Below are 22694 nucleotides of genomic sequence, written 5' to 3'. Positions count from 1 at the left end.
CACCGCACCCGGAGAACGATGCAGATGACCCCCAAGCTCCCCACAGCCCTTCGTGGACTGGCCTGTGCACTGGCGCTCGGGCTCGTGATGCTGATCGGCGCCCCAGCGGCGTCGGCGGCACCCAAGCTCGACATCAGCCAGACGACCGGTCTGAAGGACGGCTCGTCGATCACCGTGTCGGGCTCCGGCTTCGCGCCCAACCTCAAGAGCATCGCCGTCGGCCAGTGCAAGGAGGGCTACAAGGGCCCGGCCGACTGCAACACCGCGACCGGTGCGACGTTCGTCAACGCCGACGCGAACGGCAGCTTCAAGGCCGTCACGCTGAAGATGAAGGAGAAGTACGGATCGGTCGACTGCACCAAGCAGCAGTGCGTGATCGGTGCCGCACCCCTCCCGAACGCCAACTCGGCCGACGTGGTGTCCGCGAACACGGCGAACGTCAACCTCGAGTTCGGTGCCGCGGCGGCCGAGCAGCCCGCGGACCAGCCTGCTGCCGCACCGGCGACCACCGCGCCGGCCACGACGGCGCCGGCGACCACGACGCAGTCCGACACCTCGAACGCGCTGCCGAAGACGGGCGGCACGGACACCTTGCCGGTGCTGCTGCTCGGCGCCGCAGCCCTGCTGCTTCCGGGCCTCGGCCTGCTGCTCGGGCTGCCGGGGCGGCGCCGTCGCGAGGTGGGCGCGTGAGGGCGCTCGGGCGCGTGGGCGCCCTCTCTCGTCTCGCCGCGGTCGTCGCCCTGGCCGCGGGGTCTCTGACGGTGGCGGCGACGCCCGCCGCAGCCGTCGAGCCGACCGGGGGATGTTGGGTCTGGTACGCAGGGACGCCGTCGAACGACATCTCGACGAGCCTGGCGCCGTGGTCGACCGGGGTGTCGGACCACAAGATCACGCTCTCCGACGCCGCGCCGAACCCGGGGGAGCGGGTCACCCTCACCTACAGCTTCGACAAGGGACCCAAGAACGGCGGCCCCGCGGCGTCCGTGACAGGGACGTTCTACTTCTCGGTGAACGGGGGCGAGCCGATCACCGCCACGAAGGACTTCGGGACCGTAGCCGGGGGCGTTGCGATGCCTGGCGCTTCGGTGACGAAGACCTTTGTTGCGGTGGAGGGCGACAACGTCGTCACGCTCGAGAAGGTCGTCTACTTCGCGGCGGCTCCGTACAACACGCAGATCGACTGCAACGGTCAGACCGGCGGCACCCCTGGCGGGACCAACCCTCGGACGAAGCCCGTTCCGACCAACGTGACCGCCACGGCGGTGGGCTCGGGCGAACAGGTGGAGCCTGAGCCGGAGCCGACCGAGACCCCGACGACTCCGCCGCCGACCACGCCCGCGCCGACGACGGCACCGACGAGCGCACCGACGACGCCCCCGGCTGGCGATGCGGGCGTGCCGGCCAAGGGCAAGGTGACGTTCGCCTGCACGCTGGAACCTCTGGGGACGAAGTTCGAGTACCCCGCCACGATCTCTGTCTCCGGCTACCGCGCGGCCGAGGGTGACCCGGTCTCGATGCAGGCGTCGATGAGCGACCTGCCGGGGATCGCGCCACTCCCGATCGACGGGACGATGAACGTGACGCTCGCGCTCGACGTGGCAGGCAAGGCGACGACGCTCAAGGGCGGAGGTGCCGTCAAGGTACCGACGAAGGCCCCGGTCCCAGTTCCGGCACTGAAGGGCTCGGCGGCCGTCGAGGGCGACGAGCTCGACGTGTCGGTGAAGGGCTTCTCGTTCGACTTTCCCGCCATGAGCATCAGCGCCGACTGCACGGGTGACGCGGACCTGTCCAAGCTGGGCGTCGGCAGCGAGCCGCCGGACGACGGTGGCGACGGGGGCGCCGGCGGTGGCGGAGACGACGGCGGCACCGGCGGGTCGACCGACTCGCTGCCGAAGACCGGCGGATCGCCGGGGCTCCCGGTGATCGGCCTGTGGGCCGCCGTGCTCGTGCTCCTCGGCACGGCCGGACTGGTCCTGGTGCCGGCGCGCCGCCGTACCTCTGCGAGCGGCTGAGCCGGACTCCTCCTTCGGCCCCATGGACGGCGGGCTCCCTGCGTACCTGTCAACGCACGGGAGCCCGCTTCGTCGTGCCCACCCTCGTCTCCTCCCGGCTCGGCCCTCGTCCCCGTTTTGAAGGGTTCGAAGGGGAATCCGAGGACCGGAACCGTGTCGAACCCTTCAAAACGGGGAGGGCGCGGGTGAGAGGGGGGTCAGCGGTCGGCGAGGAGCGGGTGCGCCACGTACGACCGCGACGCCACGAACCCCGCGTCGCGCAGCCGGTCGACCGAGATCGGCACGGCGGGCGCGGCGATCTCGGCCCGGTAGACCAGCGGCGGGAGGTCCTGCGCCGCGCTGATCGTGTCGAAGAGCTCGGCGTTGGTGGGCGGGACCTCGGGGTGCGTGAGGTTGTACGTGCCGACCAGTCGGTCCTCGACCGCGTGCACGATCGCGTCGGCAGCGTCCTCGACGGCGAGCCGGTAGAGGAGGGCGTCTCCGCCGAACGGCACCGAGCCGCCGAGGTACTGGTGGGCCATCGCGACCTTCGCCTCGATCGGCGGGTCGTCCGCCCCGAAGACGTCGCCGCACCGGAAGATCGTGGCGCGCTCGCCGGCCTTCGTACGGTAGACGTCCTCCATCGCGAGGAACATGCTCGGGCTCGGGTCGTCCGAGGTGGTGACGGGGGAGTCCTCGTCCACCGTCACGAGGTGGTTGCCGGCGTCGCCGTAGACCGACAACGCCGACAGCGCCACGAGGTGCGGGGTGCCGGGGGCGCTCGCGATGCTCTCGGCCGTCTGCACGAGCACCTCGTGGTAGGTCACCGCGCGGTCCTCGGGTGTCATCGACCGGGCCGCGACGGGTCCTGCCGTCACCACGACGACGTCGGCCTCCGCGACCCGGGCGTGGACCGCGTCACGGTCGCTCCCGCGCAGCACCGCGACGTCGTCGAAGCGCGTACGCAGGTCCGCCTCGCGCTCGGGCGTCGTGGTCGTCACGGTGACGTGGTGGCCCCGCTCGCGCAGCGTGGTGGCCGCGGCGGAGCCGACCAGCCCGGCGCCGACGACGAGCACCCTCATCGGGCGTCCCTGCCCTGGAGCTCACGCATCTGCGCGAGGCCGGCGCGGACCGAGACCAGCTCCTCGACGCGCTGCGCACCGAGGAACTTCTTGGACAGCTCGTTCATCGGGTCGAGGGTGTAGCCGTACGTCCGCAGCAGGTGGTCGCGCTCGCGCAGCGCCGCCCGCTCCTCGACCGGCACCGTCGTGGCCTCGCGGACCATCTGGAGCCAGGCGTCCACGCGCTGCTCGACCGCGGCGCGCAGCGTCTCGACGACGTCGTCGGTGCGGTCGGCGACGTAGGAGTTGCCGACGGGGGAGAGGAAGGCCCGCATGTACGTGCCGTGGCTGACCGACCAGGTGAAGCGGTCGTCGCCGCGCAGCGCGAGCCACGAGGCGTTCTGAGGCTCGTAGTAGCGCTCCAGGTAGTCGACGTCGATCGACAGGTCCCGGCGCGGCACGAGGTCGCTGAAGTGGAAGATGTTGGGGATCGTCCCGAAGACGAGGATCAGGTGCGGGACGTCGATGTGCGGCCCGAGCCAGACCTGGAGGTTCATGTCCAGGATCGACGCCTTGCGGTTGCCGATCCACGAGTGGACGAGCCACTCGACACCCTCGTCGGCGTCACCCGTGTAGGTGTTGAGCGACCCCTCGTACGAGTCGTCCGGCGTGCTCCAGGACGCCAGCCCGGCGCTGTTGGGGTGGGGCTGCACGGGCAGCTCGGCGGTGATCTTGTCCTTCGCCGCGGTCAGGATCTCCCAGAACGCCTGCCACAGCTCGCGGCTGTCGACGTCGGGAGCCTCGGCGAGGAACTCGGGGATGGTCTTGGTCTGAGCGCTGCTTGTCATTGCGTCAGTGTAAAGATATATGATCTATGAGTCGAGAGTCTTGAACGAAGCCGTGGAGGAAGCATGATCGTCGTCGTGAGCCAGGCCTGGACCAAGCCCGGCGAGGACCACGCCCAGGCCTACATCGCGCTCTCGGGGGAGTTCGGTCGCTTCTTCCACGACCACCCCGGATACCGCGGTCGCCGCCTGGTCCGCGGCCTCGAGGACCCGACGCACTTCACCCACCTGCGCTTCTTCGACACGGTCGAGGCGTACGAGGAGTGCACCAAGCACCCGGACTACGTCGCCCACACCGAGGCGATGTACGAGCACCTCCGCCCGTACGACTCCTACCCCCGCGAGTACCTCGAGGTCGTCCTGGACGAGCCGGACCCGCGGTGAGCACCTTCCTGCTCGTCCACGGTGCGTTCCGGGGCGGCTGGTCGTGGCGCCGCGTCCGGCCGTACCTCGTCGCCGCCGGCCACGACGTGTACGCGCCCAGCCTCACCGGCGCGGGCGAGCGTGCCGCAGGTGCCGTCGCCGGGCTGGAGACGTGGGTGGACGAGCTGGTCGCGCTGGTGGAGGCCGAGGACCTCGACGACCTCGTGCTCGTCGGCCACAGCCAGGGCGGGGTGGTCGTGCGGGCGCTCGAGGCGCGGATCCCGGCGCGGGTCCGGCACGTCGTCTACCTCGACGGCGCGGTGCCCGATCCCGGGGAGCGTGCCGTCGACCTCACGCCCGCAGCGGGCGTGACGCTCCCGCCCCGCGAGACCTCGATCCCCGCGCGTGCGCCCGTCGCGGGTGGGGACCTCGACGAGGCGACGGCGGCGTGGATGGCCGCGCGGCTCACGCCGACGCCGTTCGCGCCGTCGCTCGACGCCCTGGACGTCCCGGACGAGCACGCCGGCCCGGTCTCGTACGTCTTCTGCTCCGGCACGCCCGACGGCTACCCCTCGGGCACCACGCGCGCCCGCCTGGACGCACGCGGCACGGCGTACGAGGTGATCGAGGCCGGCCACGACGCCCCGCTGACGGCACCGAGGGTCGTGGCCGACGTCCTCATGCGGGCAGCGGCACGTCCCGCTTGACGACCTTGCCCGCGGCGTTGCGCGGCAGCGCCCCGATCGTGGACCAGCGGCGCGGGATCTTGAACCCCGCGAGCGACTCCCGGCAGTGCGCGACGAGGGCGTCGGCGTCGAGGCCGCGCCCCGCCGCGAGCACGACGACCGCCACGACCTCCTCGCCCCACGTCTCGGAAGGAGCGCCGAGGACGCACGCCTCGACGACGTCCGGGTGGGTCGCCAGCACGTCCTCGATCTCGCGCGGGTACACGTTGACGCCGCCGGAGACGATCATGTCCTTGGTCCGTCCGACGATGTGGACGTAGCCCTCGTCGTCGAGCCGGACCAGGTCGCCGCACGTGACGAAGCCGTCGTCGGTCGTGCAGGCCGCGGTGGCCTCGGGGTTCTTGAAGTAGCCGCGCATCAGGTACGGCGAGCGGCTGTAGAGCTCGCCGGTCCCACCGTTGCCGACGGGGGCTCCGTCGGCGTCGACGACCCGGACCTCGGTCATGTACCACGGCTGCCCGACCGAGCCCGGCTTGCGGGTCGCGTCCACGGGGCGGAGGTTCGTGATGATGCCGCTCTCGGTCGAGCCGTATAGCTCGTGGACCGCGACGCCGGGGAAGGTCTCCATCACCCACTGCTTCAGCTCCCACGGGAGGGCGGCCGCGTTGAAGTAGAGCGTGTCGAGCCGGCTGAGGTCGCGGGCCGCGATCGCCTCCGCCCCGAGCGCCCGCAGCATCTGGGCGTGGGCGGGCACGAGGAAGACGGACTGGACGCCGTGGCGCTCCACGAGGTCGAGCATCGCCTCGGGCGACCACTTCGGCAGCATCACCACCGTGCCGCCGGTGAACACCGGCGCGTACGCGAACGCGAACCCGGCCCCGTGGTACATCGGGGCGACCGCCAGCGACACCCGCCCGTTGCCCAGGCCCCACTCCGCCGCCGCCTGGTAGAAGGTCAGCGTCCGCGAGCGGTGGGAGATCATCACACCCTTGGGCTGACCCGTGGTGCCCGACGTGTAGGCGATGCAGAACGGCTCGGACTCGTCGACGACCGGCGAGGGCGCGACCGGCGACGCGGCGGCGAGCAGCGCGTCGTACGCGAGCGCGCCCTCCGCGCCGTCGAGGGCCACCACCGGGATGCCGCTGTCCCGTGCCGCGTCCGCCACCAGGCCGGCGAGCGCCCCCTCGACGACCACGGCCCGTGCCTCGGAGTGCTCGAGCACGAACCGGGCCTCCGCGGGGGTGTAGCGGGGGTTCACCGGGATCATCGTCATCGCCGCCAGGGCCACGCCGCAGGCGATCTCAGGATGCTCGAGGCGGTTGCCGACGCACACCGCGACGTGCGCCCCGGGCGGGAGGCCCAGGTCGTTCAGCGCGTTGGCCCAGCGCGCCGCGCGCTCGCCCAGCTCACGGTAGGTCAGGGAGCGCTCGCCGTCCTGGACGGCAAGGACGGTGGGGGTCGCTCGGGCGAACTCCAGCACACCGTTGGCGATGTTCAGGGGAGCGCCGATGGCGGTCGGGGTCATGTCAGCACCTCGCAGCGGGGTCGGATGGCATCGTGTTCGAAGGGCGGGTGGAACGGTGTCTTGATTCGGCGGTGTCTTCGTGAGAGAACTGATCCGCCCGGGCCAGCACGACCGGCCCGAACGACGACGACGGAGAAGGAGTCGCCCGATGTCCCCGAGGACCAAGCAGGCTGCCCAGGGTGTTGCGGAGAGCACCAGCGCCACGATCGCCACGGTCGAGCGCGCCGCTGACGTGCTGCTGCTGTTCACCGAGAGCGGCAGCCCGGACCTCGGCGTCACGGAGATCGCCGACGCGCTCGACCTCTCCAAGGCCGCCGTCCACCGCGTGCTCGCGTCGCTGCGCAGCCGCGACCTGGTCGCCCTCGACGAGCGCAGCCGCCGCTACTCGCTGGGCGTCGCGGCGATGCGCCTCGGACTGACCTACCTCGACCGGATCGACGTCCGCCGGATCGGCCGGCCGTTCCTCGAGGACCTGTCCGCCCGGACCGACGAGACCGCGACGCTGTCGGTCCTGCTCGGCACCCGCAGCCGGATCTACGTCGACCAGGTGACCCCCGACCGGGAGGTCATCATGTCGGTCACGATCGGTGAGCCGTACCCCTTGCACGCCGGAGCGTCCTCGCGCGCGTTCCTCGCGTTCCTGCCCGAGGACGAGGCCACGGCCTACCTCGAGTCGGCCCCGCTCGACCCGCTGACCGACAGCACGCTCGTGGACGCCGCTGCCCTGCGGCGCGACCTCGCCGAGGTCCGCCGCCAGGGCTGGGCGCACTCCGCCGGCGAGCGCATGGAGGGTGCCGCGTCGGTCGCGGCCCCCGTCCGCGGCAACGACGGCCGCCCGGTCGCGGTCGTCAGCGTGTGCGGTCCGGCCGAGCGGTTCGCGAGGGAGCTCGACGCGTGCCGCGAGGCGCTGCTCGAGACCACGGCCACCCTCTCGTACCGCTTCGGCTGGACCGGCTGAGGCGGGCACGGTCAGACGCTCGGGCGGGCCAGGTAGCGTCCGCCACCCGTCGCGGTCACGACGCCGTCGGTGAGCACGCGCCGGCCGCGGACGAAGGTGTCGGTGACCTTGGCCGTGAGCTCGGCGCCCTCGAACGGCGTGTACTCCTGGGTCGACTCCGAGTCCTCGGCGCGGACCGTCCACGTCCGGTCCATGTCGACGACGGCGAGGTCGGCGTCCGCCCCGACCCGGATGGCGCCCTTGGTCGCGCCGAGGCCGAACCGCTCCGCGGGGTTGGTCGCCGTGAGCCGGGCGATCTGGTCGAGGCCGAGCCCGCGCTTGCGGCCCTCCGTGATCATGCCCGCGAGCAGGTACTCCGCCCCGCCGAATCCCGACTTCGCGAGGAAGACGTCGTCGCGGTCCGCGCCGAACTTCTGCTCGTCGCGGCAGCATGCGTGGTCGCTGACGACCCAGTCGACGCGTCCGGCGAGCACGTGCTCCCACAGAGCCTCGACGTCCTCGCGGGGGCGCAGCGGCGGGTTGACCTTGCCGCCGATCCCGTGGGCGGTGTCGCAGTCGGCGAGCAGGTGGCCCACGGTGACCTCGCGGCGGAAGTCGACGTGCGGGAACGCCTCGGCCATCCGCAGCGAGGCGTCGACGGCCTTGCGCGAGCTCAGGTGCAGGAGGTTGATCGTCGGCAGCCCGGTCTCGTGCGCGAGGTACGACGCGATGGTCACCGCGAGGCCCTCGGAGTGCGGCGGACGCGACGCGCTGTACGCCGGCAGCCCGCTCAGCGTGCCGTCCTCCTCGACGAGCTTCGTGTAGGCGCTCATGATCTCGGCGGTCTCGCAGTGCAGCGACAGCGAGATCTGGTCGGCGATCTCTGGGTACTGCTCCCGCGCGGCCTGGACTCCGCGCATGACGAACTCGAAGTGCGCGTAGTCGTAGCGCTCGCCCTCGGGCGTCATGAGGAACGCGCGCTGGTCCTCCGAGCGGCCGTGCAGGCCGTGGCTGCCGTAGAACATGAAGATCTTGAACGACGTGACCCCGTGCTCCTTGACCAGCGACGGGATCTCGTCGATGTGCCCTCGCGACATCGGCGCCAGGTGGAAGGCGTAGTCGACGATCGAGCGGTTCTCGGTCTGCGCGAGCACCTCCGGGAAGAAGTCCGCGTACGCCCCGCCCTTGTTGAGGTAGTACTGGCCGGTGCGCATGTAGTTGAGCGCCGTCGTGACGCCGCCCTGCGCGCACGCCCGGCTCTCCGTGGCGGTGTCCTCCGGCAGCGGGTTGTAGATGCCCCAGTGCTGGTGGGCGTCGACGACGCCGGGGAACACGGTCCGCCCGGTCGCGTCGACCAGGTCCACGCCCGGCTCGACCTGGAGGTCCGGGGCGAGCACGGCGATGCGGCCGTCCTTGACGCCGATGTCGAGCTGCTGGGTCAGCTGGGAGCCGTCGACGACGACGTCGGCGTTCTTGATGATCAGGTCGAGGTCGCTCATGCGGACTCCTCCTCGGTGGGGTGCGGGGTGGGGGAAGCGGGGCTCGCCGCAGCGGGCTCCGCGGGGGGTGCGAGGCGGCGCAGCACGTCGTCGACGCGGGGGAGCGCGTCGAGGGCGAGCACGTCGTGTCGTACGGCGTCGGCGTCGGCGGTGCCGACCCGGCCGGCGACGTTGTCGCGGAACTTGCAGGCCAGCTCGTCGTCGGTGAGCGGGCGCTCCGGGCCGCCGCGGTTGGTGAGGACCTCCTCGACGACGACCTCGCCGGAGGTGGTCCGCAGCGTGACGACGGCGGGGAACTGGTGCGGGTAGATCGCGTCGCACCGCGGGTCGGGGACGACGTCCACCGTCGCCATCAGTGCCCGGCGCACCGGGTCCTGCGCGAGCGCGTCGGTGAAGTCGTCGAGGCCGAGGCCGAGCCCGCCGCCGCCGAGCAGGCCGGCGACGACCGCGTACGGGCCGCTGAACTGGGCCTGGTAGCCGGTCTGCGGCGTGCGCTTGGTCTCCAGCGGCTGTCCGATCGTGCGGATCACCGCCGTCGGCGCGCCGATCCGGATCGACGCGACGTCGTCGGGCCTGATGCCGCGGGCCCGCAACGCCAGGCCGGCGTCGATCGACGTGTGCGTGAAGTGGTTCGCGGGGTACGGCTTGAAGAAGATGCCGGGGACCGACCACTCCTTGCCGAGGCCCTCGGTGACCGCCTCGGGGCGGAAGCGCCCGTGCAGCCACGCCTCGAAGAACCCGAAGCGTCCCTCGAGGACGGTCGGCGGGCCCGTGAAGCCGCGCCGCACCAGCTGGGCGGCGGTGACTCCGGACTGGGCGGCGAGCCCGCAGTGGAGCCGCTTGACGGTGCCGCCCGTGCGGTTGGCCTCGATGATCCCCGACGCCATCGACGCGGTCACGCCGAGCGCGTCCAGCACGCCCTTCTCGTCGGCCCCGTAGAGCAGCGAGGCCGCGACCGCGCTGCCCATCGCGCCGGTGATCGAGGTGGCGTGCTGCCCGTGCTCGAAGAACACCGAGTTGCCCAGCTCCGCGTCGTACCCGGCCATGCCGAGCCGGACGGCGACCTCGAGCCCGACCGCTACCGCGCGCACGGTCAGCGCACCGTCGGCGCCCGTGTGCTCGGCGGCGGCCAGCGCCGCGGGGACGACGCTCGCGCTGGGATGGAGCACCGACGGGAGGTGGGTGTCGTCGTAGTCGAGGGAGTGGGCCAGCACGCCGTTGGCGAGCGCTGCCTGGGCGGCGGTCACCCGGTCGCGGACGCCGACGATCGTCGCCTGGGCGTGCCCGCCCTGGTCGAGGACGTGGTCGACGATCGCGGCGCTCGTCTCGAGCCGGTGCGCGGCGACGCAGAGGCCGAGCACGTCGAGGACGCGCTGCCGGGCGCTCGCGGCGACGTCGTCCGGGATCCCGTGGCGGGCAGCGTCGACGGCGAAGCGGGCGACCTGCGCTCCGAGCGTCACCTCCGACGGGTCACTCATCCTCGACCACCGCCAGCGGACGGACGGGGGAGCCGGTCGCGCCGAAGAACGGCAGCGGCGAGAGGACGAAGACGAAGGCGTGGATGCGGTCGGCCGCGAGCTCCTCGAGGTCCATCGTCTCGACGATGTAGACGCCGTTCTCGACGAGCAGGACACGGTGCGCCGGCAGCGTCGCGTGACCGGCGCCCGGCGGGAGGCACTCGTACGCGATGGTGTCGGCGCCGGTCGCGTGGATCCCGTGGTCGACGAGCCACTGCGCACCCGCGGCACCGACCCCGGGCACGCCCGAGTCGTGGCCGATGAAGAGCTCCTTGGCCCCGCTGTCGAAGTGCTGACCCCATCCGCTGCGGACCAGGACGACGTCGCCGGGGACGATGGTGCTGCCCTGGAGCTCGAGCGTGCGCTCGAGGTCGGCGACGGTGATCTCGTAGCCGGGCTCCAGGCGCCCGACCCCGAGCGCGGACGGGACGTCGAGCAGGACCCCGGGGCGCACCATCGGGGCGATGGTGTGCGCGCCGAGCTCGGCGTACCGGCCGCCCTCGAGCGCGTCCGCCACCTCGAGCCCGCCGTACAGCCTGCCGTCCTGGGACACGTGCGCGAGCGCGTCGACATGGGTGCCGACGTGCGTGCCCATCGAGATCATGTCGTTGGCCGCCGAGCCGCCGTCGACGCGCACCATGTCGCCGTGGCGGCGTGGGAGCGCGTGCCAGTACGGCGGGTGGTTGGGCGACTGCGGCATGCCGACGGTGAGGCGTCGGCCGAGGTCGACCACGCGGACCCCGGCGCGCACGGCGTCGAGGAGGCTCCGTGTGGGGGAGGGGGCGGTCGGGGTGGTGGTCATGCCGTCTTCTTTCAGGTCGGGCTCGTCCACGTCAGCGGACGACGGAGCGGGAACGGAGGTCGGCGAGGGTGTCGGCGTCGACGCCGAGCTCGGCGAGCAGGGCGTCGGTGTCCTCGCCGTGGGCACGGCCGGGGAAGCGGATGCGGCCCGGCGTCTCGGACATCCGCCACATCACGTTGTGCTGGAGGACAGGGCCGAGGTCGGCGTCCTCGACCTCGACGAGCATCTCGGCCTCGCGCACGTGCGGGTCCTCCGCGATGTCCCGAGCGGTGTAGACCGGCGCGACGGCCGCCCCGGCGTCGGTGAACGCGGTGACGACCTCGTCACGCGTGCGCTCGCCGATCCAGCCTCCGACGTAGCCGTCGAGGAGGTCGGCGTGCTGAGCGCGGCTGTGCCCGGCAGCGAACCACGGCTCGTCGATCACCTCGGGGTGCCCGACCAGGTGCATCACGCGCTCGGCGATCGCCTGGGCGCTGGTGGAGATCGCGACCCAGTGGCCGTCCTTGGTCTGGTACGTGTTGCGGGGCGCGTTGTTGTGCGACCGGTTGCCGTGCCGGGTGCCGACCTTGCCGAGCTGCTGGAAGACCGTGGGGCCCGGCCCGACGGCGGTCATGATCGGCTCGAGGAGGCTCATGTCGACCACCTGGCCGCGTCCGCCGTTGTGCTCGCGGGCCAGCAGCGCCATCGCCGCCGCGGAGGACGCCGCGATGCCGCAGATCGAGTCGGCCAGGCCGAAGGCGGGCAGGGTCGGCGGACCGTCGGGCTGCCCGGTGAGGTGGGCGAAGCCGCTCATGGCCTCCGCGAGGGTGCCGAAGCCGGCGCGCCCGGCGTACGGCCCGCGCTGGCCGAAACCGGTGATGCGCACGAGGACGAGGCCGGGGTTGAGGGCGTGCAGGCGCTCGGGGGAGAGGCCCCAGCGCTCGAGGGTGCCGGGTCGGAAGTTCTCGACGACGACGTCGGCGGTCTCGACCAGCCGCGCGAACAGCTCGGCGCCCTCAGGGGCGGAGAGGCTGAGACCCACAGTCCGCTTGTTGCGGGAGATCTCCTTCCACCACAGCGGCACGCCGTCCTTGCTCTCGCCGTGGCCCCGCATGCTGTCGCCGGCCGTCGGATGCTCGATCTTCACCACCTCGGCGCCGAAGTCGCCGAGGATCTGGCAGCACAGGGGCCCGGCGAGGATCGTCGAGGCGTCGACGACGCGGATCCCGGTCAGGGGCCCGTCCGCCAGCGGCGCAGGCCCGTTCTCGGGCGTCGGCGCGGCGTCGTCAGGAGGGTGTTCCATTGTGCGAAACGGCATTCCAGAATCGTAGGCGCGCGCCGGTCGGCGGTCAACGCAATGCGCCGAGTCGCGTTGACGTGGCGTCGCGGGCCCGGATAGCGTGCAGCGAAACGCCGTTCCATTTTGTGGAGAAGCCACGTGATCGCTCGCTCGTACCTGTACGTCCCCGGCAACGCGCCCGACAAGCTCGCGAAGGTGCTCGACCGGGGTGCGGACGCCGTGATCGTCGACCTCGAGGACGCCGTCCCGTGGCCCGCCAAGGACACGGCGAGGGCCACGGTCGCGCAGTGGCTGACGTCGCTGCGCGGTGACACCGCGGGCGTCGAGGTCTGGGTCCGCGTCAACTCCGGACCTCTCGGTCTGGACGACGTCGCGGCCGTCGTCGGCCCCAGCCTCACCGGCGTGATGGTCGCCAAGACCGAGGCGTGCGCCGAGCTCGAGGCGGTCGACGCCGCGCTCACCCGCGGGGAGGCTGCCGCCCGCCTCGAGCCCGGCTCGGTCGCTGTCGTCCCGCTGCTGGAGTCCGCTGCCGCCCTGCTCGACGCGCGGGCGATCGCGGCGGCGCCCCGCGTCGTACGCCTCCAGGTGGGTGAGGCGGACCTGGCCGCCGACCTCGGGTTCGGCGACGACGCCGACGACGCCGACGACGCCGACTGGGCCGCGATCCGTAGCCAGGTCGTGCTGGTCAGCGCCGCGGCGGGGATCAGCGCACCCGTCGCCCCGGTCTCGACCGACTTCCGCGACCTCGACCGCTTCGCCGAGTCGACCCGCGCCCTCGCGAGGCGCGGCTACACCGGGCGCGCCTGCATCCACCCCGCCCAGGTCCAGGTCGCCAACGAGGTCTTCACGCCGAGCGCGGAGGCGCTGGAGCGGGCCAAGGCCCTGGTGGCGACCTTCGACGAGGCCGTCGCCGACGGGCGCGGTGTCGTGATCGGCCCGGACGGTCGGATGGTCGACGAGGCGGTCGTACGCCGTGCCCGCAGCGTGATCGCCCTCGCGCGCTGACGGGTCGTCCCGCACAGCGCGGTCCAGAGGTGCCACCCCGTGACACCTCTGGACCGCGCTCGCGTTCGGGGACATCAGCCGATCACGGTCTCGCCGCTGACGAGGGACTTGGCGACGACGGTGCGGAGGATGTCGTTGGTTCCCTCGCCGATGCTCATGAGGATGGCGTCGCGGTAGAGGCGCTCGACCTCGAACTCGGTGGAGTAGCCGTAACCGCCGTGGACCTTCATCGCGTCGATCGCGGCCTGCAGCGCGACCTCGGAGCAGAAGATCTTGGCCATGCCGGTGGCGCCGTCGGCGCGCCCGCTGCGGACGGCGTCGGCGGCCCAGTACGCCATGAGGCGTGCTGCCTGGACCTGCGTGCCGAGCTCGCCGAGCTTGAGCTGGATCGCCTGGAAGTCGGCGATCGGCTTCCCGAACGCGTGCCGCTGCTGCGCATAGGCGAGCGCCTCGTCGTGGGCGCGCTGCGCGATGCCGACGGAGCGGGCAGCGATGTTGACCCGGCCCCACTCGAGAGCGGAGAGCACCTGCTGCATGCCGCAGCCCTCGACGCCGCCGACGAGCTGGGTCACCGGCACGCGGACGTCCTCGAGGAGGATCTCGCAGGACTCCGTCCCCTTGTAGCCGAGCTTGGGGATGTCCTTGGTGACAGTGAAGCCGGGGGTGTCGGCCTCGATGAGCAGGACGCTCATGCCCTTGTGCGCCGGTGCGGCGCTCGGGTCGGTCTTGACCAGCACCGGCAGCGGGTCGGCGAAGCGGGCGTTGGTGATCCACATCTTCGCCCCGTTCACCACGTAGTGCGGCTCGCCGCCGTCCTCGGGGGTGACCAGCCGCGCGGTGGTGCGGATCCCTTGCAGGTCGGTGCCGGCGTCGGGCTCCGTCAGCCCGATGCCGGTACGGCGCTTGCCGGTCGCCAGATCCGGGAGGTACGCCGCCTTCTGCTCGTCCGTGCCGTGCATCGCGAGGAGGCGGCAGGCGAGCGAGTGGCTGCCCAGGATGCCGGCGATGCCCATCCACCCCCGGGCGATCTCCTCGAACACCAGCGCGAACGAGACCGGGTCCAGGTCCAGGCCGCCGTACTCCTCGGGGACGGTGATCCCGAACAGCCCCATGTCGGCCATGCCGGCGACGATCTCGGTGGGATAGCGGCCGGCCTGCTCCCAGTCGCGGGCGACCGGGACGATCTCGTTGTCGACGAACTGGCGCAGCAGGCTCTTGAACTCGCGCTGATCCTCGTCGAGCTCGAACTTCATCAGGACTCCTCGATGGTCACGTCAGGGGGCAGGAAGGAGGGGAGGGCCCGCCCGTCGGGCAGGTCGGTCCACGTCACGACGACCGGGTCGCCGATCGACCAGGTCTCGGGGTCGTCGCGCCCCTCGAGCCGGGTGAGGAGGACCGGGCCCTCGACCAGACGGACGCGCGCGATCACGTACGGCACGGCGACGTCGGCACGCGGGGCGCGGTGCACGACGGTGAAGGTGTCCACGACGCCTGTGCCGACGGCCGCGGTCCAGCCGAGCTCGTCGGTGGCTCCGCACGCGGTGCACAGCGCGCGCGGCGGGTGCTGGTGGTGGCCGCACGCGCAGGTCTGCACGATCAGCTCGTGGCGGGTCGTCGCCTCCCACCAGGGGGCGGTGGTCTCGTCGGCCGGCGGCACCTCGCCGGGGATCCAGCGGGCGCTCATGCCTCGGCTCCCAGGACGACCGTGGCATGGGTCGAGAGGATGCCGCCGGTCCCGTGGACCAGGGCGGTGCGCGCGTCCGGGACCTGGCGGTCGCCGGCCTCGCCGCGCAGCTGGCGCACCGCCTCGACGAGGAGGAGGACGCCGAACTGGCCGGGATGGCAGTACGACAGCCCGCCGCCGCTGGTGTTCAGCGGGAGGCGCCCGCCGGGCCGGATCGCTCCATCGGCGACGAGGTCGAGGGCCTCTCCGCGTCCGCAGAAGCCGAGCTCCTCGAGCGTCAGCGCGACGGTGATCGTGAAGGAGTCGTAGACCTGGACGACGTCGACGTCGGACGGCGTGAGACCGGCACGCGTCAGCGCGTCGCGGCCCGCCCCCTCCGCGCCGGTGCGCGTCGTGTCCCGGCGTGCCGTCATCGACGTGTTCGTGGTGCGCTCGCCGTAGCCGAGCACGCGGACGGGCGGCTTCGGGAGGTCGCGAGCCCGATCGGCGCTGGTGAGGACGACGGCGCCGCCCCCGTCGGTGACCAGGCAGCAGTCGGCCGTGGTCAGCGGCGAGGAGATCATCGTCGCGCCGAGCACGTCGTCGACGCTCAAGGACCCCGTGCCGTAGCGGAACGCCTTCGGGTTGAGCAGCGCCCACTCCCGTGCCGCGATCGCGATCTCCGCGAGCTGCTCACGGCCGTAGCCGTAGCGGTCCAGGTACGCCCGCGCGGCCATCGCGTAGTACGACAGCGGGAAGAGCGGGTCGTACGGCTCCTCGAACTGCGCCTCGGGGAGCCAGGGCTCGTGGACGCCGCCCAGCCTGCGCGAGCGCGCCGAACGCTGGTTCGACGCGAACGAGATCACGACGACCTCGCACTGCCCGGCCTCGATCGCCTGCGTCGCGCGGGCGACGAACATCTCGAACGCCGACCCGCCGGCGAACGTCGAGTCCGTCCACCGCGGCTCGAGGCCGAGGTAGTCGGCGAGCTGCGTGGCCGAGAACCGGGACACCCCGGTGGTGGCGATCCCGTCGACGTCGGCCAGCGTGAGACCCGCGTCGGCGAGGGCCCGGGTGATCGCCTGGGTCTGCAGCCCGAGGATCGACAGGCCGGTGACGCCGAGGTCGGACTCGGCCGCGCCGACGATCGCGACGCCGGTGCTCATGGCGTCCTGCCGGTCGGGTCCGCGACGCCGAGCAGCACCTCCGCCGAGGCGGGAGCGACGACCGCGCGGCCGACCGACCCGTCAGCCGCGACCACGTCGACCCGCACCTCGACCGTGAGCCGGTCCGCGTGCGCCTCGGTCACGCTGCCGGTGCAGCGGATCGTCTCCCCGGCGAACACGAGGTTGCGGTAGAAGAAGTCGAGCGTGCGGACGAAGCAGTCGGGCCCGAGCCAGTCCTGCAGCGCCTCGACGAGGTGTGCGCCGAACACCTGGCCGTCCACGATCGGACCCGGGAGGCCCTTCGCGGCGACGTACGCGGGGTCGTAGTGCAGCTGGTGCCAGTCCCAGGTCGCCCCGGCGTACGCGACCATGTCGGTGAGCGTGATGGTCCGCTCCAGCGGCGGCACCGTGTCGCCGACGGCCGGGACGCTCGCGGTGCTCATGCTGCTCCTCCCAGCGAGACGAAGATGATCGTCTCCTCGTTCTCGGCGAGCAGGTCGCCGTCCTGGTTCGTGTAGGTCGCGGTCGAGGCGACGACGAGCATGTCGGCGCCGGAGCGGTTCTGCTTCTCCGTCGCTCCGGTGATCTCCCAGGTCGCGGTGACGACGTCGTCGGGGCGGATGCGGCGGTGGAAGGTGTAGCGGTTGCCGCCGCGCACCTGCCGCGTCCCGGGAAGCTCGAGCCCCCAGGTGTGCCCGGCGTAGCCCTCGGCGTCGGCGGGCAGCCCGGCGTACTGGTTGGTCTCGCAGACCAGCGTCGGCGGCAGCGTCACCCCGTCCAACCCGTGCGCGCGGGCGTACGCCGCGTCGGTGTAGAGCGGGTTGTCGTCGCCAACCGCGAGCGCGAAGTAGCGTCCGGCCGCGGCCCCCATCGGCTCCGGCGCGGTGTAGACGCGCCGGGTGCCGACCAGCGCGCGGACCTCGTCGGTGAGCAGGCCCATGTCACGCCTCCTCGGGGTAGAGGGCGGTGGGGAAGACCTCGAGGAGGAACTCCGGCCGCAGGAGGTCGGCGCAGATCGCGCCGGTCGAGGCCGGCCACGGTGGCGCGAGCAGCCGCTCGCGGACACCGGCGACCACGCGGTAGTCGCCGAGCGCGCGGGCGACGCAGAACTCCACCGTCCGGACCAGGTCCTTGGCCTCGAGCCCGGCGTAGGTGAGGAGATGGAGGATCGCGCGGTACGTCGCGTCGGCCTGAGCCTCCAGGTCGTCGGGGAACAGCGCCCCCTGCGTCTCCATGTCTAGGGCGGCGAAGCCGGACATGTACAGCGTCCGGCCGGCGCGCACCCCGGGCGCGTAGGTGAGGGTGTCGTAGCGCGACCAGCCGGGGTTGACCAGCTCCAGGGGGTGCCGCGACGCGGTGACGTCGATCGCGACGAGCTGGCCCGGGTGGTGCAGGCGGCTCATCAGGATCCCGCCGGCCCCCGGGTAGACACCGGCGCCGCCGAGCAGGTCCTTCCTCACGTGGTGCGTCTTGCGGTAAACGGTGCGGGTGTCGGGCGTGGAGTAGTCGTACGTCGTGACCGCGGCGTCGAGCGACAGCCCGGCCCGGCGCAGCAGCACGTCGGCCTGCTCCAGGCAGTAGCGGTACTGACCGACGAAGTCACCGGGCGCGACGAGGTCGCCCGCGGCGTCGACCGGCACCATCGTCGGCAGGTGGACGGCGCCGTCGTGGCCCTCGACGACCGGTGCCGCAATCCAGGCACCGGCCTCGCGGCGCTCGCTGGCCGCAAGGACCTTGCCCCCGCCGGAGGACGCCCGCACCTCGATCTCCAGCAGCGCCGCGGAGCGGACCAGACGCTCGACGACGACCGTGGTCACCGCGGGCTCGTGGTCGCCGAAGACCTCGCGGCGCACCGCCACGGCCTCCTCGTACGACGCCAGTCCCGCGATCGTCACGTTCTCCGTGACGTGGGTGACGTCGGCGGGGGACAGGCCCGCGGCCTCGACGAGCGTGAGGACCTTGCGGTACGCCGTGCGCGCCTGCTCGGTCATGGACCCGCTCACCGTCATCCGGCCGAGCGAGGCGTCGAGCGCCGCAGCCGTGTGCCCCGACGTCCACGCGTGGCCGTCCTCGCGCAGACCGAGGCTGAACGTGAACCCGTCGGCGGGGAGCCACGGGAAGTCGGCCGGGCGGATCGCGGACACCGTCATGCGGGGACCTCCAGGGAGTGAGGGGTGGGGGAGCGGTCGTCGGCGGCACGGGCGGCCGCCTCGAGGAGCTCGCCGACGCCGTCCGCGTGAGGGAGGCCGCGGATGGCGTCGGCGAGTGCGGGGGCGAGCGGACCGGCGTTGCCGCGCAGCTTGGCGTCCAGCGCGTCGGCGTCGAGCGGCGCTCCTCCGGTGCCAGGGCTGTGCGCCACGTGGCCCGCGACCCGGGTGCCGTCGTCGAGGCAGAGGACGACCTCGCCCGCGGCGTCGGCCGCCACACCAGGGGCGCCGGTGTCGACCTCCCAGGTCACGTGGGAGGCGAGCCGGCGGACGTCGTCGCGGTCGAGGGCCTGCGGTGCGTACGTGTCGGTGCCGACGCGTCCGTCGATCAGCAGGGCGGCGACGCTCCACGGGAGCGAGAACTTCGCGGCGTACGGGCTGGCCGGGCGCGCGAGGTCACGGTCCGGGTCGCAGACGACGGAGGCCGAGTCGGGATGCACCCAGGCGAGCACGGAGGCGACCCGTGACCCCGCGACGCCGGCGTTGCGCAGCGCATCCTGGGCGGCGGCCATCGTCGCGTGGGCGAGCTGGCAGGTCGGCCAGGGCTTGATCCCGATCGCGGTCGTCTCCCAGCGCTCGCCGAGACCCTCGACGACGAGCGCGGGATCGACGGGCCCGTCGGCCAGCGTGTCGTACACGCCGTACGGTCCGTCGAAGACGGTCGCCGGCCCGCTGGCACCGGCGGCCGCGAGGCGTGCCGCCAGGATGCCGGACTGCGCGGCGAGGCCCGGGTGGAGCTGCTTGGTGCTCGCGCCGGTCCCGAGGAACGCCAGCAGCCCGCCCGCCTGGCTCCCGGCGATCCCGAGCGCGTCGGTCGTCGTCGCGGCGTCGAGGCCGGTCAGGCGCGCCGTGATCGCGGCCGAGGCGAAGACGCCGGCGACCATCGTCGCGTGCAGCCCGCGCCGGTGGAACCCGTGGGGCGCGGCTGCGGCGACCCGGCACGCGACCTCGTACCCGACGATGGCGGCGTCGAGGACCTCGCGGCCGCTCGCACCGACCTGCTCGCCGACGGCGAGCGCCGCCGGCAGCACGACGGCGGTGGCGTGCACCAGCCCTCCGGCATGCGTGTCGTCGAAGTCCAAGGCGTGCACGAGCGTGCCGTCGGCGAGCGCGGCCGCCGGGGCGCCGACCCGCGTCCGGGTGCCGAGGATCGTGGCCTCCGGGGGGCCGCCGAGCCCGGCCGCGACCGTCAGCGCAGGCGTGGCCGCGTCGAGCCGCACGGCGGCGACGGCGGTCCCGCAGCCGTCCAGCAGGTGGCGCAGCGCGGCCTCGTCGACCGCAGGGGGGACCGTCAGGTCACCGACGGCCCACGCGGCCAGCGTCGCGGCGATCATCGGCTCATCCCTGCGCCGGCACGGACGCGTCGTGGCGCTCGTGGACGGGCCCGAACGCGCCGTCGGCGGCGAGCGCGGCGACCTGCTCGTCGTCGTAGCCGGCGATCTCGCGCAGCACGTGGTCGGCGTCCTCGTTGCGGCGCGGTGCCCGGCGGTACTCCGGCAGAGCGGAGCCGACGCGGACCGGGGACGCGACCTGGCGCAGCGTGCCGTAGCGCGGGTGCTCGGTCTCGACGACGAGGTTGCGCGCGATCGTGTGCTCCTCGCGCAGCGCCTGAGGGACGTCGTTGATGGGGCCGCACGGGATCGACGCCGGGTAGAGGACCGAGAGCCAGTCGGCGACGGTCCGCTCGAGGAAGATCGCCTCGAGCTGGGCGAGCAGCTCCCGGCTGCGCTCCTGGCGGCCGCCGAAGTCCGCGTAGGGCGAGCCCTCCTCGGCCCACTCCGGGTGGCCGACCACGAGCGCGAGCCGGGCCCAGAACTTCTCCTTGGCGCAGCCGACGACGAGCCAGCCGTCGGAGGCCTCGAAGGCCTGGAACGGGACCAGGGACGGATGCGCGGAGTGCCGGGTCCGCTCCGGCGTGAAGCCGGCGTTGAGGTGCCAGGCAGCCGGATAGGTCAGCATCGAGATCGCGGTGTCGTACAGGCTGACGTCGCAGTCCATCCCGGTCCCGTCACGGCGTGCGGCGTGCAGGCCCGCGAGCAGCGCCAGGGCAGCGACGTACCCGCCCGAGAAGTCGACGAGCGACAGCCCCGACTTGGTCGGCGGGCCGTCCGGCTCGCCGGTCAGGTCCATCCACCCGGCGAGGCCCTGGAGGATGTAGTCGTAGCCCGGCTCCTTGCTCCGCGGGCCGGTCATCCCGAACCCCGTCAGCGAGCAGCAGACGATCGCGGGGTTGAGGTGCTTGAGGTCGTCGTAGGTGATCCCGATCTTGGCCGGCACGTCCCCGCGCAGGTTGGAGTAGACCGCGTCGGCGCCCTTCACCAGCTCCTCGAACACCTCCCGGCCCGCGGCCGTCGTCAGGTCGAGCGACAGGCTCCGCTTGTTGCGGTTGAAGGTCTCGAAGAACAGCGAGTCCTCGTCCTCGGCGTACGGCGGGACGTAGCGGCCGACGTCGCCGCCGACCCGCGGGTCCTCGATCTTGATCACCTCGGCACCGAGGTCGGCGAGGTGCACGCTCCCGAACGGGCCGGCGCCGTACTGCTCGACGGCGATGATGCGGACGTCCTCCAAGGGCTTCATGCGGTGCCTCCGGTGAGCTCGGCGATGAGCGTGATGATCGCGTCCTGCGCAGCACGGGTCTCCGCAGGCGTGATGCCGTGGGTGGGCGGGCTGAGCTTGACGGCGTCGGCCAGCCCGTCGTACGCGGCGAGCTGGGCGGCGACGCGTGCGGCGTCGCCGTTGAGCGTGAGGGCGTCGACCATCGCTGGCTCGACGGACTCGGCCAGGTAGTCGGCGCCGCGGCCCTCGCGGAACGCGTCGACCACGCGCTGCTGCTGGTCGGCGAGACCGTGGAAGGCGAAGAACTCCGCGTACGTCCGCACGCTGGCGTAGAAGCCCACGGTGCCGGCGACACGGCGGGTCGCGGTGGCGGGATCGTCGGCGACCGAGCAGCACGCCGAGACGACGACCTCGACGTCCTCGCGCCGCCGGTCAGCGGCCTCGATGCCGGCGTGCAGCTCGGGCAGGATCATCTTCTCGAGATAGCTCGGCGAGCACAGCTCGTGGCTGATCCACCCGTCGCCGATCTGTCCAGCCAGGCGCGTCATCGCCGGACCCATCGCCGCGAGGTACACGGGGATCGCAGGCCGGACGACCGGGTAGGGGCGCTCGTACCCGCGGATGCGCATCGGCTCCCACTCGCCCTCGAGCGCGATCGGCTCGCCGCTCGTGCAGGTCTGCCAGAAGTGCCGGATGTTGCGCACCGACTCGCGCAGGTGCCCGACCGGCTTGCCCCAACGGGCGTTGTGCCACTCCTCGTTGAGCCGCTGCACGCCGGTGCCGAGGCCGAGCACGAAGCGGCCGCCGGAGAGCTCGTCCAGGTCGAGCGCCTCGAGCGCGGTCACCATCGGGCTGCGGGTGAACGCGAGCGTGATCGCCGTGCCGACCCGTGCGGTCGAGGTCGCGGCGATCAGCGCGGCCGCACTGACGGTGGCGCTGCGGTGCAGCTCCGGCACCCACAGCACCTCCGCCCCGGCGGCCTCGGCGCGCCGGGCCGCGTCGGCGAGCTCCCCGAGCGTCTCGCCCCACGGGGCGTACGTGAGGCGCACGTCGCTCACGCGCCCTCGGCGGTGAGCGGCACCTTGCCGGCGGGGAACGTGTCCTCGACCTGCTCGGCACCACGACGGTAGACGTAGAACGTCCGCTTGAACGAGCAGACCTCGTCGCCCTCCTGGTTGAGCGTGCGGGTGCGCACGGTGACGATGCCGGCGTGCGGGCGGCTCGCCGACTCGCGCTTCTCCAGCACCAGCGACTCGCTGAAGAGCGTGTCGCCGGCGAAGACCGGATGGGTCATCCGGATCTCGTCCCAGCCGAGGTTCGCGAAGGCGTTCTGGGTGATGTCGGTGACGCTCTGCCCGACCGCGATCGCCACCGTCAGCGTCGAGACGACCAGCGGCTTCTCGAACTCCGACTTCTTCGCGTACTCGGTGTTGAAGTGCATCTGGTTCGTGTTCATCGTCAGCAGCGAGAACCACGTGTTGTCGTTCTCGGTCACCGTGCGCCCGAGCGGGTGCTGGTAGACGTCGCCGATCTCGAAGTCCTCGAAGAACCGGCCGGTCCACCCTTGCTTGACGGTCATGTCGCTCCTTGTC

Annotated in this window: 23 protein-coding genes; 6 read left to right on the top strand and 17 right to left on the bottom strand. The window is 72.6% G+C overall.

From position 1 onward, the window contains the following. The first annotated feature begins 24 nt into the window (after positions 1-24). On the top strand, positions 25-690 hold the full coding sequence (locus ACQSSQ_RS19465) for a neocarzinostatin apoprotein domain-containing protein (RefSeq protein ID WP_431328780.1): 666 nt from the start codon (positions 25-27) through the stop codon (positions 688-690). Further along, complete coding sequence (locus ACQSSQ_RS19460) at positions 687-2012, top strand: hypothetical protein (RefSeq protein ID WP_431328779.1); 1326 nt, start codon at positions 687-689, stop codon at positions 2010-2012. The genes ACQSSQ_RS19465 and ACQSSQ_RS19460 overlap by 4 nt, the downstream gene beginning before the upstream one ends. A 197-nt stretch (positions 2013-2209) precedes the next feature. On the opposite strand, the gene ACQSSQ_RS19455 is transcribed toward ACQSSQ_RS19460, so the two are convergent. Both ACQSSQ_RS19455 and ACQSSQ_RS19450 read right to left on the bottom strand, forming a co-directional pair. Beyond that, entirely contained in the window at positions 2210-3073 is an 864-nt protein-coding gene (locus ACQSSQ_RS19455; RefSeq protein ID WP_431328778.1) for an NAD-dependent epimerase/dehydratase family protein, read from the bottom strand. Continuing rightward, positions 3070-3900 carry a hypothetical protein gene (locus tag ACQSSQ_RS19450; protein ID WP_431328777.1) on the bottom strand — a complete coding sequence of 277 codons (831 nt, stop codon included), beginning with the start codon at positions 3898-3900 and terminating at the stop codon, positions 3070-3072. The genes ACQSSQ_RS19455 and ACQSSQ_RS19450 overlap by 4 nt, the downstream gene beginning before the upstream one ends. Before the next feature lie 63 nt (positions 3901-3963). On the opposite strand from ACQSSQ_RS19450, the gene ACQSSQ_RS19445 reads away from it, so the two are divergent. Both ACQSSQ_RS19445 and ACQSSQ_RS19440 read left to right on the top strand, forming a co-directional pair. Next, entirely contained in the window at positions 3964-4281 is a 318-nt protein-coding gene (locus tag ACQSSQ_RS19445; RefSeq protein WP_431328776.1) for an antibiotic biosynthesis monooxygenase family protein, read from the top strand. Further along, on the top strand, positions 4278-4967 hold the full coding sequence (locus ACQSSQ_RS19440) for an alpha/beta fold hydrolase (RefSeq protein ID WP_431328775.1): 690 nt from the start codon (positions 4278-4280) through the stop codon (positions 4965-4967). The genes ACQSSQ_RS19445 and ACQSSQ_RS19440 overlap by 4 nt, the downstream gene beginning before the upstream one ends. On the opposite strand, the gene ACQSSQ_RS19435 is transcribed toward ACQSSQ_RS19440, so the two are convergent. Further along, positions 4939-6471, bottom strand: coding sequence for a class I adenylate-forming enzyme family protein (locus ACQSSQ_RS19435; protein ID WP_431328774.1), 1533 nt, complete (start codon positions 6469-6471; stop codon positions 4939-4941). The genes ACQSSQ_RS19440 and ACQSSQ_RS19435 overlap by 29 nt on opposite strands. 148 nt (positions 6472-6619) lie before the next feature. Between ACQSSQ_RS19435 and ACQSSQ_RS19430 the strand changes: the two genes are divergently transcribed. Continuing rightward, the gene (locus tag ACQSSQ_RS19430; RefSeq protein ID WP_431328773.1) at positions 6620-7429 is read left to right on the top strand and encodes an IclR family transcriptional regulator; all 810 of its coding nucleotides are present in this window, start codon (positions 6620-6622) and stop codon (positions 7427-7429) included. 11 nt (positions 7430-7440) lie between these two features. On the opposite strand, the gene ACQSSQ_RS19425 is transcribed toward ACQSSQ_RS19430, so the two are convergent. From ACQSSQ_RS19425 to ACQSSQ_RS19410, 4 genes are read right to left on the bottom strand one after another with little or no spacing between them, the layout of a single operon-like run. Then, positions 7441-8907: a dihydroorotase gene (locus ACQSSQ_RS19425; RefSeq protein WP_431328772.1), complete on the bottom strand. Its 1467-nt coding sequence runs from the start codon at positions 8905-8907 to the stop codon at positions 7441-7443. Then, positions 8904-10385 carry an MmgE/PrpD family protein gene (locus ACQSSQ_RS19420; RefSeq protein WP_431328771.1) on the bottom strand — a complete coding sequence of 494 codons (1482 nt, stop codon included), beginning with the start codon at positions 10383-10385 and terminating at the stop codon, positions 8904-8906. Before ACQSSQ_RS19420 ends, ACQSSQ_RS19425 begins: the two co-directional genes overlap by 4 nt. Then, the gene (locus tag ACQSSQ_RS19415; protein WP_431328770.1) at positions 10378-11226 is read right to left on the bottom strand and encodes a cyclase family protein; all 849 of its coding nucleotides are present in this window, start codon (positions 11224-11226) and stop codon (positions 10378-10380) included. The genes ACQSSQ_RS19420 and ACQSSQ_RS19415 overlap by 8 nt, the downstream gene beginning before the upstream one ends. 31 nt (positions 11227-11257) lie before the next feature. Next, positions 11258-12523, bottom strand: a complete 1266-nt coding sequence (locus ACQSSQ_RS19410; RefSeq protein ID WP_431328769.1) for a CaiB/BaiF CoA transferase family protein — start codon at positions 12521-12523, stop codon at positions 11258-11260. 120 nt (positions 12524-12643) lie between these two features. On the opposite strand from ACQSSQ_RS19410, the gene ACQSSQ_RS19405 reads away from it, so the two are divergent. Further along, positions 12644-13510, top strand: coding sequence for an HpcH/HpaI aldolase/citrate lyase family protein (locus ACQSSQ_RS19405; RefSeq protein ID WP_431328768.1), 867 nt, complete (start codon positions 12644-12646; stop codon positions 13508-13510). 74 nt (positions 13511-13584) lie between these two features. Here ACQSSQ_RS19405 and ACQSSQ_RS19400 read toward each other — a convergent pair whose 3' ends face one another. Genes ACQSSQ_RS19400 through ACQSSQ_RS19355 form a run of 10 tightly spaced genes read right to left on the bottom strand, consistent with a single transcriptional unit; the run spans position 13585 to position 22681 of the window. Continuing rightward, the gene (locus ACQSSQ_RS19400) at positions 13585-14763 is read right to left on the bottom strand and encodes an acyl-CoA dehydrogenase family protein (protein ID WP_431328767.1); all 1179 of its coding nucleotides are present in this window, start codon (positions 14761-14763) and stop codon (positions 13585-13587) included. Further along, positions 14763-15194: a Zn-ribbon domain-containing OB-fold protein gene (locus ACQSSQ_RS19395; protein WP_431328766.1), complete on the bottom strand. Its 432-nt coding sequence runs from the start codon at positions 15192-15194 to the stop codon at positions 14763-14765. The genes ACQSSQ_RS19400 and ACQSSQ_RS19395 overlap by 1 nt, the downstream gene beginning before the upstream one ends. Beyond that, positions 15191-16339, bottom strand: a complete 1149-nt coding sequence (locus tag ACQSSQ_RS19390) for an acetyl-CoA acetyltransferase (RefSeq protein WP_431328765.1) — start codon at positions 16337-16339, stop codon at positions 15191-15193. The genes ACQSSQ_RS19395 and ACQSSQ_RS19390 overlap by 4 nt, the downstream gene beginning before the upstream one ends. Continuing rightward, a complete protein-coding gene (locus ACQSSQ_RS19385) occupies positions 16336-16782 on the bottom strand; it encodes a MaoC/PaaZ C-terminal domain-containing protein (RefSeq protein ID WP_431328764.1) in 447 nt (148 codons plus the stop codon). The genes ACQSSQ_RS19390 and ACQSSQ_RS19385 overlap by 4 nt, the downstream gene beginning before the upstream one ends. Further along, positions 16779-17279 (bottom strand): FAS1-like dehydratase domain-containing protein, encoded by a 501-nt coding sequence (locus tag ACQSSQ_RS19380; RefSeq protein ID WP_431328763.1) that lies wholly within the window; start codon positions 17277-17279, stop codon positions 16779-16781. The genes ACQSSQ_RS19385 and ACQSSQ_RS19380 overlap by 4 nt, the downstream gene beginning before the upstream one ends. 1 nt (position 17280) lies before the next feature. After that, positions 17281-18489, bottom strand: coding sequence for a Rid family hydrolase (locus ACQSSQ_RS19375; protein WP_431328762.1), 1209 nt, complete (start codon positions 18487-18489; stop codon positions 17281-17283). After that, entirely contained in the window at positions 18486-19880 is a 1395-nt protein-coding gene (locus ACQSSQ_RS19370; protein ID WP_431328761.1) for an MmgE/PrpD family protein, read from the bottom strand. Before ACQSSQ_RS19370 ends, ACQSSQ_RS19375 begins: the two co-directional genes overlap by 4 nt. A gap of 4 nt (positions 19881-19884) precedes the next feature. Next, positions 19885-21123, bottom strand: coding sequence for a CaiB/BaiF CoA transferase family protein (locus ACQSSQ_RS19365; protein WP_431328760.1), 1239 nt, complete (start codon positions 21121-21123; stop codon positions 19885-19887). After that, the gene (locus tag ACQSSQ_RS19360; protein WP_431328759.1) at positions 21120-22160 is read right to left on the bottom strand and encodes an LLM class flavin-dependent oxidoreductase; all 1041 of its coding nucleotides are present in this window, start codon (positions 22158-22160) and stop codon (positions 21120-21122) included. Before ACQSSQ_RS19360 ends, ACQSSQ_RS19365 begins: the two co-directional genes overlap by 4 nt. After that, the gene (locus ACQSSQ_RS19355; RefSeq protein WP_431328758.1) at positions 22157-22681 is read right to left on the bottom strand and encodes a MaoC family dehydratase; all 525 of its coding nucleotides are present in this window, start codon (positions 22679-22681) and stop codon (positions 22157-22159) included. The genes ACQSSQ_RS19360 and ACQSSQ_RS19355 overlap by 4 nt, the downstream gene beginning before the upstream one ends. Positions 22682-22694 lie beyond the last annotated feature (13 nt).

Source organism: Mumia spirodelae (assembly GCF_050632745.1).
In the GTDB taxonomy this organism is placed as follows: Bacteria; Actinomycetota; Actinomycetes; order Propionibacteriales; family Nocardioidaceae; genus Mumia.
The sequence above is the reverse complement of the archived record's forward strand: the minus strand, read 5'-3'. Positions and strand labels throughout refer to the sequence as shown.

What these genes read in the sequence shown, in the direction of transcription:
- ACQSSQ_RS19465 (WP_431328780.1), top strand. Translation starts at nt 25, where the DNA reads ATGACCCCCAAGCTCCCCACAGCCCTTCGTGGACTGGCCTGTGCACTG.
- ACQSSQ_RS19455 (WP_431328778.1), bottom strand. Translation starts at nt 3,073, where the DNA reads ATGAGGGTGCTCGTCGTCGGCGCCGGGCTGGTCGGCTCCGCCGCGGCC.
- ACQSSQ_RS19450 (WP_431328777.1), bottom strand. Translation starts at nt 3,900, where the DNA reads ATGACAAGCAGCGCTCAGACCAAGACCATCCCCGAGTTCCTCGCCGAG.
- ACQSSQ_RS19445 (WP_431328776.1), top strand. Translation starts at nt 3,964, where the DNA reads ATGATCGTCGTCGTGAGCCAGGCCTGGACCAAGCCCGGCGAGGACCAC.
- ACQSSQ_RS19435 (WP_431328774.1), bottom strand. Translation starts at nt 6,471, where the DNA reads ATGACCCCGACCGCCATCGGCGCTCCCCTGAACATCGCCAACGGTGTG.
- ACQSSQ_RS19430 (WP_431328773.1), top strand. Translation starts at nt 6,620, where the DNA reads ATGTCCCCGAGGACCAAGCAGGCTGCCCAGGGTGTTGCGGAGAGCACC.
- ACQSSQ_RS19425 (WP_431328772.1), bottom strand. Translation starts at nt 8,907, where the DNA reads ATGAGCGACCTCGACCTGATCATCAAGAACGCCGACGTCGTCGTCGAC.
- ACQSSQ_RS19420 (WP_431328771.1), bottom strand. Translation starts at nt 10,385, where the DNA reads ATGAGTGACCCGTCGGAGGTGACGCTCGGAGCGCAGGTCGCCCGCTTC.
- ACQSSQ_RS19415 (WP_431328770.1), bottom strand. Translation starts at nt 11,226, where the DNA reads ATGACCACCACCCCGACCGCCCCCTCCCCCACACGGAGCCTCCTCGAC.
- ACQSSQ_RS19410 (WP_431328769.1), bottom strand. Translation starts at nt 12,523, where the DNA reads ATGCCGTTTCGCACAATGGAACACCCTCCTGACGACGCCGCGCCGACG.
- ACQSSQ_RS19400 (WP_431328767.1), bottom strand. Translation starts at nt 14,763, where the DNA reads ATGAAGTTCGAGCTCGACGAGGATCAGCGCGAGTTCAAGAGCCTGCTG.
- ACQSSQ_RS19395 (WP_431328766.1), bottom strand. Translation starts at nt 15,194, where the DNA reads ATGAGCGCCCGCTGGATCCCCGGCGAGGTGCCGCCGGCCGACGAGACC.
- ACQSSQ_RS19390 (WP_431328765.1), bottom strand. Translation starts at nt 16,339, where the DNA reads ATGAGCACCGGCGTCGCGATCGTCGGCGCGGCCGAGTCCGACCTCGGC.
- ACQSSQ_RS19385 (WP_431328764.1), bottom strand. Translation starts at nt 16,782, where the DNA reads ATGAGCACCGCGAGCGTCCCGGCCGTCGGCGACACGGTGCCGCCGCTG.
- ACQSSQ_RS19380 (WP_431328763.1), bottom strand. Translation starts at nt 17,279, where the DNA reads ATGGGCCTGCTCACCGACGAGGTCCGCGCGCTGGTCGGCACCCGGCGC.
- ACQSSQ_RS19375 (WP_431328762.1), bottom strand. Translation starts at nt 18,489, where the DNA reads ATGACGGTGTCCGCGATCCGCCCGGCCGACTTCCCGTGGCTCCCCGCC.
- ACQSSQ_RS19370 (WP_431328761.1), bottom strand. Translation starts at nt 19,880, where the DNA reads ATGATCGCCGCGACGCTGGCCGCGTGGGCCGTCGGTGACCTGACGGTC.
- ACQSSQ_RS19365 (WP_431328760.1), bottom strand. Translation starts at nt 21,123, where the DNA reads ATGAAGCCCTTGGAGGACGTCCGCATCATCGCCGTCGAGCAGTACGGC.
- ACQSSQ_RS19355 (WP_431328758.1), bottom strand. Translation starts at nt 22,681, where the DNA reads ATGACCGTCAAGCAAGGGTGGACCGGCCGGTTCTTCGAGGACTTCGAG.